Annotated in this window: 12 protein-coding genes; 5 read left to right on the top strand and 7 right to left on the bottom strand. The window is 49.3% G+C overall.

What is annotated here, in order from left to right:
* Positions 1–215 precede the first annotated feature (215 nt).
* From J7619_RS08825 to J7619_RS08800, 6 genes are all read right to left on the bottom strand, one after another.
* Complete coding sequence (locus J7619_RS08825; protein WP_291197056.1) at positions 216–1,607, bottom strand: TolC family protein; 1,392 nt, start codon at positions 1,605–1,607, stop codon at positions 216–218.
* Between the two features lie 228 nt (positions 1,608–1,835).
* Positions 1,836–2,747 (bottom strand): AraC family transcriptional regulator, encoded by a 912-nt coding sequence (locus tag J7619_RS08820; RefSeq protein WP_291197054.1) that lies wholly within the window; start codon positions 2,745–2,747, stop codon positions 1,836–1,838.
* 177 nt (positions 2,748–2,924) lie between these two features.
* On the bottom strand, positions 2,925–3,320 hold the full coding sequence (locus J7619_RS08815; RefSeq protein ID WP_291197053.1) for a hypothetical protein: 396 nt from the start codon (positions 3,318–3,320) through the stop codon (positions 2,925–2,927).
* 318 nt (positions 3,321–3,638) lie between these two features.
* Entirely contained in the window at positions 3,639–4,052 is a 414-nt protein-coding gene (locus J7619_RS08810) for a hypothetical protein (protein WP_291197051.1), read from the bottom strand.
* 319 nt (positions 4,053–4,371) lie between these two features.
* Positions 4,372–5,253, bottom strand: a complete 882-nt coding sequence (locus J7619_RS08805; RefSeq protein WP_291197049.1) for a bestrophin family protein — start codon at positions 5,251–5,253, stop codon at positions 4,372–4,374.
* The gene (locus tag J7619_RS08800) at positions 5,250–5,837 is read right to left on the bottom strand and encodes a 3'-5' exonuclease (protein ID WP_223408939.1); all 588 of its coding nucleotides are present in this window, start codon (positions 5,835–5,837) and stop codon (positions 5,250–5,252) included. Before J7619_RS08800 ends, J7619_RS08805 begins: the two co-directional genes overlap by 4 nt.
* A gap of 123 nt (positions 5,838–5,960) precedes the next feature.
* Here J7619_RS08800 and nspC point away from each other — a divergent pair, with 123 nt between their 5' ends.
* Positions 5,961–7,118 (top strand): carboxynorspermidine decarboxylase, encoded by a 1,158-nt coding sequence (gene nspC, locus J7619_RS08795; protein WP_291197046.1) that lies wholly within the window; start codon positions 5,961–5,963, stop codon positions 7,116–7,118.
* A 141-nt stretch (positions 7,119–7,259) separates the two neighbouring features.
* Here the strand turns inward: nspC and J7619_RS08790 are convergent, their stop codons facing one another.
* Complete coding sequence (locus J7619_RS08790; protein ID WP_291197044.1) at positions 7,260–8,156, bottom strand: PIG-L deacetylase family protein; 897 nt, start codon at positions 8,154–8,156, stop codon at positions 7,260–7,262.
* 383 nt (positions 8,157–8,539) lie between these two features.
* On the opposite strand from J7619_RS08790, the gene J7619_RS08785 reads away from it, so the two are divergent.
* The 4 genes from J7619_RS08785 (at position 8,540) to hemL (ending at position 15,238) form a co-directional block, all read left to right on the top strand.
* Positions 8,540–10,204 (top strand): CTP synthase, encoded by a 1,665-nt coding sequence (locus tag J7619_RS08785; RefSeq protein WP_291197043.1) that lies wholly within the window; start codon positions 8,540–8,542, stop codon positions 10,202–10,204.
* Between the two features lie 87 nt (positions 10,205–10,291).
* Positions 10,292–12,100 (top strand): membrane protein insertase YidC, encoded by a 1,809-nt coding sequence (gene yidC / locus J7619_RS08780; RefSeq protein WP_291197042.1) that lies wholly within the window; start codon positions 10,292–10,294, stop codon positions 12,098–12,100.
* A gap of 121 nt (positions 12,101–12,221) precedes the next feature.
* Positions 12,222–13,925, top strand: coding sequence for an ABC transporter substrate-binding protein (locus J7619_RS08775; RefSeq protein ID WP_291197041.1), 1,704 nt, complete (start codon positions 12,222–12,224; stop codon positions 13,923–13,925).
* Between the two features lie 20 nt (positions 13,926–13,945).
* Positions 13,946–15,238: a glutamate-1-semialdehyde 2,1-aminomutase gene (gene hemL, locus J7619_RS08770; RefSeq protein WP_291197040.1), complete on the top strand. Its 1,293-nt coding sequence runs from the start codon at positions 13,946–13,948 to the stop codon at positions 15,236–15,238.
* Positions 15,239–15,390 lie beyond the last annotated feature (152 nt).

The raw sequence follows: 15,390 nt of genomic DNA, 5'->3' as shown, positions 1-15,390 counted from the left end.
GTTGTCATTTGTGGTCAGGTATAGTCAGGTGTTGTCATTTATTGTCAGGAGTGGTTATGGTAAGCGTAATATTGAGAGAAAAAAAATCGTTCATACACAATGCATTGTCGCTGACTACTCCTGACAAAACCTGACTACTCTTGACAACTCCTGACTACGTCTGACAATCCCTGACTATAAATGACCAACTCTGACCATTTTCAACCTCATTAAGGTTACTGGTTCAGAAATACGCCGATGTCGCCATTCGCCGCGGCTTTGAGCAATACTGCCTGCCAGATATTGGTTGCGGCGATGTCACGGCTGGTTTCGGCGCGGTTGAGTACATATAGCGCCTGCGTCATGTCCACGATATTGCTGAGGCCGTTTTTATACAGAACACTTTTCTGCAAATAGGCGTCGGATGCCGATTGTACCTGCACGGGCGCCTCGCGGTAGTTCGCAATCGCATTGCTGATCTTCGTTTCCGAGAGAATGAGCTGGTTTTTCAATTGCTGATCGGCCAGGTCATATTCCTCTTTCAATGCGTTGGAAACAAACTTTTGAGACATTACCTGCTGGCGTATGCGCAATATGCTTGTCATATTCCAGGTCGCACCGATACCAAGCAGGTAATTGGCCCTGACAGGCTTGATACCTTCGAAGTAATTGTGGGTATAGGCCGTCTGGTCGCTCGCATAGCTCGATGAGAACCCCGCGCCGCGCCCCTGAAACACGCCGAATAGCGAAAAGGTCGGCATTCCGAGTGTATGGAAGTATTTGGCCTGCTGCTCGCTGACGGCAATACGGTTGGCATAAAATTTCAACAGCGGGTGGTTTTCGGTCTTTCCCGCCGAATCGGCGATCGTACGCGGCATGCGGGTGAGAATCATCGTATCCAGCTGAAACCGCTGGTCGGTAATGCCCATCAGCCTGGCCAGGGTGTTGGCTTGTTCCTGCTCAAAATCCCTTGCCTGTGTAATGCTGATCTTCGCGTTGGACACTTCGGCATTGGCTAATGACGAGTCGACGCCCGGGATCAGCCCGTTTTTGGCGCGGGTTACCACCACGGTTTTCAACGCATTGGCGCGTTCGAGGTTGTTTTCCCAGGAACGGATCAGGCGCTGGGCGGCAAGGAGGTTCAGGTAGGCGGCCGCTACGCGTACGCTATGCTGGAATTGCTCCTGTTCCAGGTCGGCCTGGTCGCGGTTCACGGCCGACTGCGCCACATTGATACGCTCCCGGGCACGGCCGAACGCGAAGAAATCCCAGTTGACGTTAGTCAGGTACAGCGCCCCGAATGCGGAATTCCAGTTCTGATGCGGCAGGGGCAGACCCGAGGAAGCTACCGTAAGCCCGAGGCCGTAGAGCGGACCGTTCTGGCCGTTTATGGTACCGTAGTCCTGCTGTGCCTGAAGGTTGAGGTTGGGAAGATATTCCTTTTTGCTTTGAAGGACCGTCGCCTTGGAGGCGCTGAGGTAGCTGTTTTTCGCTTTAATGCTTCCGTAGTTGGAGACCGCCGTCTCTACGGCTTGTTGCATTGTAAGCGTTTGGGCACTCAGTTTTTCACCGGCTCCGACCAGCGAGAGGGTCAGAAACAGGGAGGGGAAATACTTCTTCGATGTCATTTGCATTCAGAATTATATGGCAACTGAACCGGGGCGAGTGTGTGGGGTCAAAGGATTTGCTGCCACAGCGGTGGTCCGCCACTGCGGTGGTCCGCCACAGCGGTGGTCCGCCACAGCGGTGGTCAGCGGTGATCCGCCAGGCCCGTCGGATTGCTTCGCAAAGGTAATCCGACGCCCTGTGGCAATGTTTATTACTTTCAAACAATATCTTATAAAATTCAAACATCCCTAGCGTTCGTGAACGCGGTAGGATTTGGGGGTAGTACCTATTTGTTTCTTGAAAAGGTTATTGAAGTAGGCAGGATACTCAAAACCGAGGCAGAACGCAATCTCGGCGACGCTCCAGTTCGAATGCCTGAGCATGACCTTGGATTGCGCCAGTACGCGGTCGATAATATGTTCGGTGGTAGTTTTTCCGGTGATTTCTTTCAATGCCCGGTTGAGGTGGTTCACATGTACGCCGAGCCTGGTGGCGTAGTCTTTGGCCGTTTTCAGTTTGAGCTTATGCTCAGGGGATTCGATCGGGAACTGGCGTTCGAGCAGTTCGTGGAATTGCGACGACAGCTTTGCCGAGCCATTCACGTGCACATCGCTGAGCTCCGAAGGTTGCATTTTCATGGCCTCGTGCGCGAGCACATTCACGTAGTTGCGCATGAGGTCGTACTTATGCACGTAATTCGACTCGATATCCGCCTGCATTTTACCGAAGATGCTGAGCAGGTATTCCTGCTGCTCTTCGTTGATGAAATACACCGGAATGGAGTCGGTGCGATGGATAGGGCAGTTGGAAACGGTCGGGGAGCGGCTGATCGTACTCAGAAATTGGTCGGTAAACAAGCAGAAATATCCCGATTGTTCTTCCGATTGAGCCTGCCAGGAGTAAGGCACGTTGCGGTTGAAGAAAACCAGCGCATTACGGTTGATCTCGATCTCCTGGTTGCCGTAGGTAATTTTCCCTTTCCCGAGTATGAGTGAGATCTTGTAGAAGTCCCTTCTCGCATAGGAAGTGTATTTATTGCAGAACACGCGGGAGAAGACGTTGAAATGACCTTCATCCCCGGTCGCTTTGTCCGGACCTTTTAGCCCTTTCGCAGCAGGGTGCGTCTGGTAGAAATGCGCTACGGTCTCATTCGGTATCATGAGCTGAAATTATGAAATTCAAATATCGGCTACAAAGCCAGTGGGTTAAAAATTAATTAAATAGGCGTGACGCCAGGTATCGTCCTAAAATTTCGTGGTTAAACCACTTTTCGGCCCTTCGACGGGAAAAGCCGGTGCATGGGCACCGGCCTGGTAATGGGCAGCAATTTGTTATAATTAAATCGTACCGCAGATCCATTCGGGTTCCTGAATGGGCTTGATCGCATGTACACCATTACCGGTTTTATAGTTGTGGGTCGAAACGAGCGGGTTGATCACATTCCGCTGTTTGCGCTGGCGCGTGAACACGACGAACCGTACCTCGCGCGTCGCATATTTGGGCGTCGCGTCGCTTACCGGGCGGCCGACATTGAACGCGGCGAAGCGCGCTGCGAGCGCCGGATCAGAGGATTCGACAACCAGCCTGGCCTTCGGCGCCGCCGCCGCTTTGTGGGGATGTTTGTAATTGTGGGTTGAAATGCCGGGATCGGAAATGCTTTGTGCCCGTGTTGCATGGCCGAGGCTCGCGGAGCATGCAAGAAATGCAGCAAAAATGAGTGGTTTAGGATTCATCACTTGGTTAATTAAGAAACAGGTTATAAGGATTTGTTTCAAAATTACCCGCAAGCTTTTTTAGAATTCATATCGATTTCAAACATTGAATTATAAAATTCAATCATGTATGAAATTATTTTTCAGCGAGTTAGCATTCTTATCGGAAAGAATTTAGTTTTTTAAAGGAGAAAAAACGGGTCGTTCAAAACAGACAAAAAAAGCCAAAAAAATTCCTAATTGCCTTAATTTGAACTTTTTAATAATTATTTGGATCGATTTTGGAATAAAAAAACGCCAGCCTCATCGAAGCCAGCGTTTTCCGCAATTATACAATGGTTAATCTTGCGTCGGATAAACCTTATCCGGACTATTATAATATTCAGCCATTTGCGCCGTGTCTTTGCTCACACTGATAGCGGGGGTTTTGTAGTTTCTCGGCGAGGTGAGCGGGTTGATTTCCACTCCTTCGGGCTTGTACTCGCGCGTAATAACGAGCGCGGCAGGCCGTGGCGCATATTTGGGCGTAGTGCTTGCATACTTGGTCTGATACTTGCCGAAGCGCTCGATGGTCCTCATATTGGCAACACGTATCGTTTTCTGGTCGTTGCCGGCAGCCTTGGCCTGCGCCGCTTTGTTGGGATGTTTGTAGTTATAAACCGAAATGCCCGGGTCTACGATCGACTGCGCGTTGGTCGCGACGGCGAATAGTCCGACAAATAATATGGCGATTAAAAATGTGTTTTTTTTCATGTTGGTAATCGTTTATTCTCACTAATCAGCCCCTTTCATGGTGAAGGGGTTGAATTGAAATTACCAACAGAACGAGGCATTCCCAAATGCTCTAATAACTCGAAAAATTGCGTTTTTTTCGGAAACAGGATGTTATTACGCGCCAATGTTAAGTGAAAATGAAGAGAGTGTAAAAATCAGGATATGCGGGAAGCCGATTTTTGTAAAAAAATGGGTGAAGGTGGAAATCTCTTTAAAATAAGAACCTGTGAAAATCCCGGAAAAATTTTAGATTTTAATCAGTTTCTAATTAGTTTCTAATGATTCCGGGATTTCAGGGCTATTTGAGCAATGCGCGCGTCGTTGTGTGAATGCCTTTGCAGATGCGCTCCATGGGCAGGTCGTTGCTATCGTCGCCAAACGGGTCCTCGATTTCCTCGGCGATTACTTCAAGGCTGGCGAGGATGTAAAACACGAACATCACAAACGGAATGACGAGGAAATGCAGGCTGAACACGTACCCGATCGGCAGCGTAAGGCAGTAGATAAAGATGAATTTTTTGATAAACGAACTGTAAGACAGTGGAATAGGGGTGTTCTTGATCCGCTCACAAGCACCGCAGATATTCGTAAAGCCTTCCAGCTCATGGTTCAGGATAATGGTATGCTCGGGCAGTAATGCGCCTTTTCTTTGCAGCTCGATCACTTTGGCAAACAATGCGGCGGCGATCTGGTTGGGCACGTGATCCGTCGCGATCAATGCCGATTTCTTATACAGCGCCGAATCATCGAACTCCTCCGAAATGTAGGTGTTCCGCAAATGGTTTTTCAATGCGAATGCGTAGTTCGGGATCATCTTGGTAAAAAATTCGCGCTCGGCCGCATGTTCCGGGCCGATCAGCGCCGCCAGTTTTAATGCCAGGTTACGGCTGCCGTTCACAAGCGAGCCCCATTGCTTGCGGCCTTCCCACCAGCGATCATAAGCGGTATTGGTCCGGAACACGAGTAGCATCGAAATCACAAAACCCAGCAGCGAGTGCATGAGCGAGATGTTTTTGAGGTCGTTGTTCTCGGTGATCTTAAAGTGTATAATAATAATGTATGCGACAATGCTGGAATAGGCCGCCATCGTGAGGATCATCGGCGCGAGTTTGCGCACGGTGTCGGCCTTCTGGAAATAGAAAATGTAACGGAACCACTCTTTGGGGTTGTAATCGATCATATGAGCTTGACGTGGTCGATGAGCTTGAAAAATTCTTTAAAGCACTTGGCGGTAAGGCGGGCGTCTTCCAATGCATTGTGCGTTTCTTCCTCCCGCTCGAACCCAAAATAGCTTGCCACGGAACCGAGGCTCAGCGAACGGGGCACTTGCTTGCCGTTTTTTTCGAGGATTTGGAAAAACAAATAGGAAACAGTGTGGAGGTCGAGCTGCTTGTTGGAGAAGCCCCACTTCATTTTCTCGTTGCGGTAGGCGAAACGCAGGAAGTTGATATCGTTGATCACGCTCTGGCCGCAAATCACCACATTAGCGAGGCTGGGTTTGCCGACGTTGAGTTTTTTAATCCATTTTTCGAATTCGGGGAGCACGTCGTAAATCATCGGTGCGTCTTCGAGGTCGTCGAGCGAGAGGCCGTGTACCTCTTCCGATTTGACCGAAAATGCCTCTTCGTTTTCCGGATATACATTTTGCAGGTAGGTTCCGAGCGACCGCCAGTTGTCGTCAAAAAACTCGGCACCGATCTGGATAATCTCGTTCCAGCCAGGCTCCGGCCCGGTCATTTCGATATCTAAAACAAGGAAGGACATAGGCGGGCTATCGGGGCTGTGTGAAAAATGGTCATGATTTGGAAACTCAAACTTATAGTTTTGTGTACAAAATTATGCAATCATTGCATGCAAGAAGATTCTACAAACACTCATTTATAGCAAATGGCTATCGATTTTAAAGAAATTCCGTCCCCTTGTTTCATATTGGAAGAGGAGCTGCTTCGCAAAAACCTCGAACTGATCGACTCGGTCCAGAAGGCGGCGGGATGCCAGATTATCCTCGCGCTCAAAGGCTTTTCCATGTACAGTGCATTCCCCATCGTGAAGGAATACCTCTCGGGCGCTACGGCCAGTTCGCTCAACGAGGTGAAGCTGATCAATGATTTTATGGGCTACCAGTCGCACACGTACATGCCCGCGTACCTCGACGGCGAGTTTGGCGAGATTATGCAGCGCAGCAGCCATATTACTTTCAATTCGCTGAGCCAATGGGAGCGGTTCCAGGGAAGGGTAGAGGCCTACAAGGCCGCCAACCCGGACAAGACCCTTTCGTGCGGTATACGTGTGAACCCGCAGTACTCGGAGGTAGCCACAGACATGTATAATCCGTGCGTGCCGGGCTCACGCCTGGGCGTTACGCGCGACAAGCTACCCGACGAGCTTCCCGCAGGGATCGACGGCATTCACTTTCATACGCTCTGCGAAAATGGCAGTGACACTCTGGAGCGTACACTCGCCGCATTAGAGGAAAAGTTCGGCGATTTGCTGCACCAGGCCAAATGGCTGAACATGGGCGGCGGTCACCTGATGACGAGAGAGGGATATGATATTGGTAAGCTAATAAAGTTAGTTAGTACTATCAAGGAAAAGTACAATCTGGAAGTCATCCTGGAACCAGGCTCAGCGATCGCCTGGCGCACCGGAATATTGTACACGACTGTGCTCGATGTGCTCGACAGCCAGGGTATCGACGTGGCCATCCTGGATACCTCGTTCGCGGCCCATATGCCCGACACATTAGAGATGCCCTACAAGCCCGTCATTCGTGGCGCGCACCAGGAGCCGGTGGCTGGTAAGCCGACTTACAGGTTAGGTGGAATGACCTGCCTCGCAGGTGACTACATGGGCGACTATTCGTTCGATAAGCCGCTTGAAATTGGCGATAAAATCATATTTGAGGATATGATCCATTACACCATGGTAAAGACTACAACATTTAACGGTGTTAATTTACCTTCCATCGGGATATGGAAAGCTGACCAAAAATTTCAACTCGTACGGTCTTACGGGTATGAAAGCTTCAAAGACAGGTTATCGTAGTAAGAGTAAACTGATTTGTGGATATTGGTTACTTGTGGCTTTGAGGGGTTCCCGGAAATATCCTAATGATTGAATGACTGAATGACTGAATGATTGAATAAAAACTATTCAGTCATTCAATCATTCGGTCATTCGAAATTATTACCGCGGCAGCATCGGAAACAGCCTCCTTACCTCTTCCGGAGATGGTTGTTTTCCGTACTCCGTGATCTCGAAAACTTCCACATATTTCACCTTCTCGGCCTTCTCTGTGCCGTACCATTTTTCCAGTGAAGCTTTGATTTCAGGGTTCACGGAAGAGCGTTTTTCCATTGATGTGAGCAGCCATTTTTTACGTTCCACTACATCCTTGGGAACATTAGCAAGATCGCCATTTGTCCAAGGGAGCCACTCATAAAATTGGGAAACGTGTGCGTCGAGTCCATCCACTTTTTTAGCAAGATTTTCGGTGATATCGATCGCGATATCGGGACGGAACGGGTTAGGCCTTTGAAAACGGTCGCGGAAATAAAGGAAAACCGGGTTCTTGGTGAGCGGTGGGACGCTGCTTAAAATATTGGGTACAATTACCAGGTACGCCGCATCCTGCACCACCACGCCCGTATTGCGGTGATCGGGGTGGTAATCGTTTGTACGTGGGGCAATGACCACGTCCGCGTTCCATTCGCGGATTTTGCGAATCACCGCGAGCCGGTTTTCGAGGGTTGGGAAGAGCTCACCGTCATGGTTGTCGAGAATGTCGTATTGGATTCCCCAGCGGCGTGCAGCTTCCTGTGCTTCCTTGTAGCGGCGATTAGCCAATTCTCCGCCACCAATATCCTGGTGGCCTTTGTCGCCGTTGGTCATCGAAACGAATTTGACTTTGTGGCCCATCGACGAGTAAATGGAAGCCACACCGCCCGCTCCCAGGTCGCAGTCGTCGGGGTGGGCACCGAATACGATAATGTTGAGCGGTTTCTTCGGATCGGACGATGTTTGCGCCCAAACTGTGGCGCCGCAAAATAGCAATGCAGGAAGGAACAGTAACTTTCTGATCATTTGTATGGAGATGATAAAGGTTTGGAATAAATGCAAAATAGAAATTTAAATTCTGGAAAGGCCCGCCGCAACCTTATTTTATATGTTATAGAAGAGAATTGACGGGAAACGTGCGGGAGGAGTGCGGCGTTCGGGAATATAAATTTTTCAATACACTTTTTTTAAATGGAATTTTGCCCATTTTATGAAGGTGTTAAGTCACTTACTTATGGGGAAAAAGTGCGATTACAGCGTTTGAGGCAGGAAAAAATTACATTTGGTAACCCGTCAGACTTCCAGGGTATTACTGTTTTTCAACCAAATATTTAAACAGGCCCCGCTTAGATTCTTCTAATAATCCTGTATCTTTGTATCCCGTAATCATAGAAAAACAGCAAAGTCTTATGGCTTCCAAAGCACGAAAGACCGCTAAGTACATTTTCGTTACGGGCGGTGTTACATCTTCACTTGGCAAGGGAATCATTGCCTCATCACTAGCTAAATTACTACAAGCGAGAGGTCTCTCAGTCACAATCCAAAAATTCGACCCGTATCTGAACATCGATCCGGGCACGATGAACCCTTACGAACACGGTGAATGCTACGTAACGGACGATGGGGCCGAAACGGATCTCGACCTGGGGCATTATGAACGTTTCCTGAACGTTCGCACTTCACAGGCAAACAACGTCACAACAGGGCGTATCTACCACAACGTTATTACCGCCGAACGTCGCGGCGACTTTTTGGGAAAAACCGTACAGGTGGTTCCGCACATTACCGACGAGCTGAAAAGAAACATGCTGTTGCTGGGCCAGTCCGGCGATTACGATATTGTGATTACGGAAATTGGTGGTTGCGTAGGTGATATCGAGTCCCTGCCGTTCCTGGAAGCGGTTCGTCAGGTGAAATTCGAAATGGATGAGCAGGACACGCTCGTGATCCACCTTACGTTGATCCCTTACCTGAACTCCGCCGGTGAGCTGAAAACCAAGCCGACGCAGCACTCTGTAAGAATGTTGCAGGAATCGGGTATTCAGCCGGATATCCTCGTGTGCCGCACCGAGCATCCGCTGCCTTACGACATCCGTAAGAAAATCGCGCTGTTCTGTAACGTACAGGTGAACTCGGTGATCGAAGCGATGGATGCCGATACAATCTACGCGGTGCCTTTGCTGATGCTGAAAGAGCGTCTCGACCAGCGTGCATTATATATGCTCGACATTTATAATGATAAGGATGTGGACCTGGAATCATGGAAGACATTCCTTTCGAGATTGAAAAACCCGATCGATTCGGTACGCATCGGATTGGTTGGTAAATATGTGGAGTTGCACGATGCTTATAAGTCGATCGTGGAGTCGTTTATCCATGCGGGTGCGGCCAACGAATGCAAAGTGAATATCGAATGGATCCACTCCGAAAGCCTTACCGCCGAAAATGCGGTTGAAAAACTGGAAAACCTGGACGGCGTACTGGTAGCTCCGGGCTTCGGCGAGCGGGGTATCGAAGGCAAGATCGCCGCGATCCAGTATGTTCGCGAGAACAACATTCCTTTCTTCGGGATCTGTCTGGGTATGCAAATGGCCGTGATCGAGTACGCACGCAACGTGATCGGCTGGGAGAATGCGCATTCGGTTGAAATGGATGCGACCACTTCCCACCCGGTGATCCACCTGATGAAAGATCAGAAAGACGTTTCAAATAAGGGAGGTACGATGCGTTTGGGTGCTTATCCGTGCCGGATTAAAAAGGACACATTAGCCCACAAAATCTACGGCAAGACCAATATCAGCGAACGCCACCGTCACCGCTACGAGTTTAACAACAAGTATCTCAAAGAATTCGATGAAAAAGGCCTGGTGGCTACCGGTATCAATCCTGACAATAATTTGGTTGAAATGGTGGAGATGCCTTCGCACCCGTTCTATATTGGCGTACAGTTCCACCCTGAGCTGAAAAGCACGGTGATGAACCCGCACCCGATCTTTGTGAATTTTGTGGCTGCCGCGTTGGCCTATTCAACGCAGAAAAGATCGGTAGGAGTGCTGACTCCGGTTTCCCACTGATCACATTTTAAGGCCTGTTAAGCGAAAAAACTTGTTACCTTTGCCGCCTTACAAGCGGTATGTTATTTCAACAATTTAAAGTAAATAATGGATAAAAATTTTGTAATCGGCCTGGTCTTGATCATGCTGATGCTGATAGGCTACCAGGTACTGGTTCCGAAACCTGTGGAACCCACGCCGGTAGCGGAGGTGAAGAAGGCAGCTGCCAAGCCCGCGTCTGTCACTTCGGATACTACCAAAAACTCCTCACAATCAGTTGATTCTACTGTTGTTCCTCAAAAGGACCTGGTAATCGAAACAAAGGACGCCCGCGTGGTTTTCACCAACAAGGGTGGGGTAATGAAAGAGGTAATGTTGAAAAACTACAAAACCTACGATCAGAAACCACTTTACCTGATTGCCGAAAATCACAACAATTTCCAGATCGATTTGCCGACGCAAACCGGGGATGTGAGACTGACAAACCAGACTTTCAGTACCGACGCGCAGGACCTTACATTGGCTGAGAAGGATTCCGCGGTAATTACTTATCGCACAACGCTGAAAAACAACCAGACGGTAGAACAGACTTACGTCGTACGCGGCAGCGGTTATGTAATCGATTACGGTATCAAAGCGAATGGTGCGTTGCCAGCCAATAAGTCGGTGGAGTTCCATTGGGACAACGACCTGCTGCAACTGGAAAACGATATGAAGAAAAACCGTGAGGTGGTTACCGTTAACTACTACACGGATGAACTGAAAAGCCTTCCTACCAGCCCCACTGCGAATGAAGAGGAAAAAACGGCTGATCCGGTTAAATGGTTTACCATTAAACATAAGTACTTCCTGGCCGGTCTGATCGCCGAAAAACAGCCGCTCACGAACGTTACCATGCGTGCGAACGTCAACGTGGAAGACTCGGTGATCGTGAAAAACATGAATATCTTCGCGGGTATCCCGACGGCCGCTGTTCAGAAAGGGGAGGCGAACTTCCAGTTTTACCTCGGCCCCAACGAATACCACATTGTCGATAAAGTAAAAGCGGAGAACTTCGACCAGAACGTGTACCTCGGTTACGCATTCCTGAAACCGATCAACAAGTTTTTCCTCGTTCCGCTTTTCAACCTGATCGAAGGATTTGTAAGTAACTATGGCTTGCTGATTATTCTCCTCGTATTGTTTGTTAAAACATTGCTGACGCCGCTGACTTACAAATCATATATCAGCATGGCTAAAATGCGTATCCTGGCGCCTGAACTGGAACAGATCCGCGAGCAGAACAAAGACGACATGGCGAAGCAGCAGCAGGAGCAAATGAAGCTTTACCAGCAGGTAGGCGTGAGCCCGCTGAGCGGTTGCGTACCGGTACTGGCCACCATGCCGATCCTGTTCTCGCTCTTCTTCCTTTTCCCGAACCTGATCGAACTGCGCCAGCAATCGTTCTTGTGGGCAAGTGACCTTTCGACGTACGACTCGTTCTTCAAGCTGCCATTCAATGTGCCTTTCGGCATCGGCAACCACATCAGCTTGTTCACGATCCTGATGACGGCTTCCAGCATTGGTTATGCTTACTATAACAACCAGAATACGCCTACGCAACCTGGTCCTGTAAACATGAAGGCGCTGGGCTACGTGATGCCGCTGATGTTCATGTTCATCCTGAACTCTTTCCCGGCTGGTTTGACGTTCTATTACTTTGTTTCAAACATCGTGACGATCGCGCAACAGCTGCTCATCAAGCGCTTCGTAAATGAGGATAAAATCAAAAACATCCTCGAAGAGAACCGCAAGAAAAACGCAACGGGTGAGAAGAAGCAGAACAAATTCCAGAAGTATCTTGAAAAGTCGTTGCAGGCTGCGGAAGAGGCGAAAAAGAAGCAGGCTGAATTAGAGAAAAAGACCAAAAAGAAATAAAAGGTTTTTCAGATCGTAATAATAAAGGGCAATGTTCCAGTTGGGATATTGCCCGTTTTTTTCCATTTTGGGCTGATTTTTGCAGTCCGGAAATCAGCACAATCTTGACCCCGAAATCCTGATGAGAGTTATCTTTTTTTTGATTTTGACAGTTCATATCGGCTTCTATCAGCCGTCATTCGGGCAGGGCACTGCCCAGGCGGAAAGCAGGTACCGGTCGGCCCTGGCAGATTACAAACAAGGTAAATACGCCATGGCGATGGAGAAGTTCTATCCCATGACGAGCGTGAATGCGAAAACAGCTTATTCGCCCTATGCGCATTACTATTATGCATTGAGCGCCTACCAGCTGAAACGCTACAAGGACGCTAAACCGATGCTATTACAATTGCAAAGCCGGTATCCCGGTTGGAATAAGATCAATGATGTGTATTACCTGCTGGGTGCGGTAAGCCTTGCCAATGGACAGATCAACGACGGCCTCGATCAACTGGCCCGTATCAAGGAATCTTCCCTGAATAAGGATGTGCAGGCATTGAAGCAGTACCATTTGGGTGCTATCAAAGATTTCCTGAAACTGAAAGAACTGCAAAAGGCATATCCCAGCGACCGGGACATTGCATTGATGGTGTACCAATCTATCCAGTCGGCACGCATGCCTGCGCAAGGCGACCTGGCCTACGCCGAGCAGCTGGACAAGCAATTCAAATTCCGCAAAAATGAAAAGGTAGAGGAGGCACCGAAACGCAGCACGCCGAAGTCGGATACGCAATGGACGAAGGGCTACCTGGATGTGGCGGTATTGCTGCCGTTCCGGCTGGACGAGTTCCATACTTCCAAACGCCGTTCGAACCAGTTTGCTTACGACTATTACCTGGGCCTGACTGTCGCGAAAGAACAGCTTCAGATGGAAGGAATCACTGTTAACCTATGGGCTTACGACGTTAGCAACGATGCCAAAAGCATGGAGGCTATTGCGGATAACAAGAACTTCCAGCTTTCGGACATGGTGATCGGGCCGTTGTACGCCGGGACTTTCGATGTGGCGGCCGATTTCGTTTCGGGAAGCAATGCCATCATGCTGAACCCGCTTTCAACCGACGGCGCTTTGTTGAAAAATCGAAACATCTATCTCGGACACCCTTCCATTAGTTACCAGACCCAGAAAGCGGCACAGTGGATGCGTACGCTTTCACCGGGCCTTAATACCGTGATTTACTACGGGAACACCGCCAAAGACTCCGTCATGGCCGCTTCTTATGCCGCCGAATGGAAGGCCAGGGGAGGGAAGGTAATGTCCATCACCCACATTCAGCCAGACCGGGAGTCGCTCGAAAGCAAAATACCTTCATTTGAGACCAATAAACCGGCACATATTGCCTTGTTTTCTTCTGACGGGGAGTCGGGCGGGAACCTGATCGAAGTTCTGAACGGCCGGAAGTTGAATACGCTGCCGGTGATCGCCACTTCGACGAGCTTCAATGCCCAGCAGGCCAGATTATCGCGTTACGGTGCGCGGCTGACATTGATCGATGCCGATTACGTGGACCGTGAAAAGGAGACGATCCGCCAGTTCCAGAAGAATTATTATAACAAAACCAGCACATTCCCTTCGGTGTATTCCTACCAGGGCTACGACCAGCTGCTTTTCTTTGCCCGAATGCTTTCCAAATACAAGGATAAACTTCCTTCCGGGCTGCAATCGCGGAAATTCGGTAGTGAGGAATACCTGCTCTCCGGCTTTGATTATACCAAAGCGAATGAAAACCAGATTACACCTGTCTTGAAATACAGCGGTTCCAAATGGGTGCCGGTAGACAGATAATACCAACCTTTTTTAACAGAATGAATACTTCCACAAGTCAGCAACTTTTCGAAAAAGCACAAAACTATATTCCGGGTGGTGTGAACTCGCCCGTACGCGCATTCCGCGCGGTAGGCGGTAATCCGATATTTATCAAGTCGGCCAAAGGGCCATACATTTACGACGAAGACGGCAACGAATACATCGAGCTGATCAACTCCTGGGGGCCGATGATCCTCGGGCACGCGCATGAGCTGATCCAGAAGGCTGTTTCCGATGCTATCCAGCATTCGTTCTCTTTCGGTGCACCTACGCGCAGGGAAGTGGAGATTGCGGAGCTGATCGTTTCGATGGTACCTTCCATCGAAAAGGTCCGGATGGTAAACTCGGGTACGGAGGCGACGATGTCGGCCATACGCGTGGCGCGTGGGTATACGGGTCGCGACAAGATCATCAAGTTTGAAGGCTGCTATCACGGTCACGGCGACAGCTTCCTGATCGCCGCCGGCAGCGGTGCAGTAACATTCGGTACGCCCGACAGCCCGGGTGTGACCAAAGGTGTGGCCAATGACACGTTAACAGCCCCTTACAACGACCTCGAAGCCGTTCAGCAATTGGTCGATGCCAACAGAGGCCAGATCGCTGCGCTGATCCTCGAACCGGTTGTAGGTAATATGGGTTGTGTGTTGCCCAAAGAAGGCTTTTTACAGGGATTACGTCGCATTTGCGATGAAGAAGGCATTGTTTTGATCCTGGATGAAGTCATGACTGGCTTCCGGCTTTCGAAGGGCGGAGCGCAGGAAAGATTCGGAATTACACCGGATTTAACAACGTTAGGAAAAATAATAGGTGGAGGAATGCCTGTCGGGGCCTATGGCGGCAAAGCGGAGATCATGAATTACGTGTCTCCTGCCGGTCCGGTTTACCAGGCCGGAACGCTTTCCGGTAACCCGATTGCCATGGCGGCAGGTTATACCATGCTGACCTACTTAAACGAGCATCCGGAAGTTTATACACAGCTTGAAAATGCGGGTAGCAAGCTCGCAGCTGGTTTCAGAGGTTCGATGGAAAAGTTAGGTTTGAAATACACATTGAACCAGATTGGTTCGATGTATACGCTGTTTTTCACACCGAATGCAGTGACCGATTTTCCATCAGCGAAATCTTCGGATCTGCCGCTTTTTGGTAAATACTTCCACGCGATGCTGAACCGCGGGATTTACATGGGCCCAAGCCAGTTTGAAGCGATGTTCCTGTCGACTGCGTTGACAGATGTGCATTTGGATAGGATTATCGCGGCGAATGAAGAGGCATTGATAGAGATAACAGCCTAATCGCGTAGCGGTGTGACATTGGTAGCATTGAGAGGTTAAGTAGTTCCAAAATCCCGTTAGGGATGCAACAACAATTCCGTTGGACAACGCTTAGGTTTTGTTGTTGCATGCCCAAAGGGCATTTCCGAATGAGGTTTTGTGTTTGTTTGCTA

This window comes from Dyadobacter sp., assembly GCF_017744695.1.
In the GTDB taxonomy this organism is placed as follows: Bacteria; Bacteroidota; Bacteroidia; order Cytophagales; family Spirosomataceae; genus Dyadobacter.
This window is presented reverse-complemented; position numbering and strand designations above follow the sequence as displayed.

Coding starts and splice junctions, on each gene's coding strand:
- J7619_RS08825 (WP_291197056.1), bottom strand. CDS start 1,607: ATGACATCGAAGAAGTATTTCCCCTCCCTGTTTCTGACCCTCTCGCTG.
- hemL (WP_291197040.1), top strand. CDS start 13,946: ATGAATACTTCCACAAGTCAGCAACTTTTCGAAAAAGCACAAAACTAT.
- J7619_RS08815 (WP_291197053.1), bottom strand. CDS start 3,320: ATGAATCCTAAACCACTCATTTTTGCTGCATTTCTTGCATGCTCCGCG.
- J7619_RS08775 (WP_291197041.1), top strand. CDS start 12,222: ATGAGAGTTATCTTTTTTTTGATTTTGACAGTTCATATCGGCTTCTAT.
- J7619_RS08785 (WP_291197043.1), top strand. CDS start 8,540: ATGGCTTCCAAAGCACGAAAGACCGCTAAGTACATTTTCGTTACGGGC.
- J7619_RS08810 (WP_291197051.1), bottom strand. CDS start 4,052: ATGAAAAAAAACACATTTTTAATCGCCATATTATTTGTCGGACTATTC.
- yidC (WP_291197042.1), top strand. CDS start 10,292: ATGGATAAAAATTTTGTAATCGGCCTGGTCTTGATCATGCTGATGCTG.
- nspC (WP_291197046.1), top strand. CDS start 5,961: ATGGCTATCGATTTTAAAGAAATTCCGTCCCCTTGTTTCATATTGGAA.
- J7619_RS08820 (WP_291197054.1), bottom strand. CDS start 2,747: ATGATACCGAATGAGACCGTAGCGCATTTCTACCAGACGCACCCTGCT.
- J7619_RS08790 (WP_291197044.1), bottom strand. CDS start 8,156: ATGATCAGAAAGTTACTGTTCCTTCCTGCATTGCTATTTTGCGGCGCC.
- J7619_RS08800 (WP_223408939.1), bottom strand. CDS start 5,837: ATGTCCTTCCTTGTTTTAGATATCGAAATGACCGGGCCGGAGCCTGGC.
- J7619_RS08805 (WP_291197049.1), bottom strand. CDS start 5,253: ATGATCGATTACAACCCCAAAGAGTGGTTCCGTTACATTTTCTATTTC.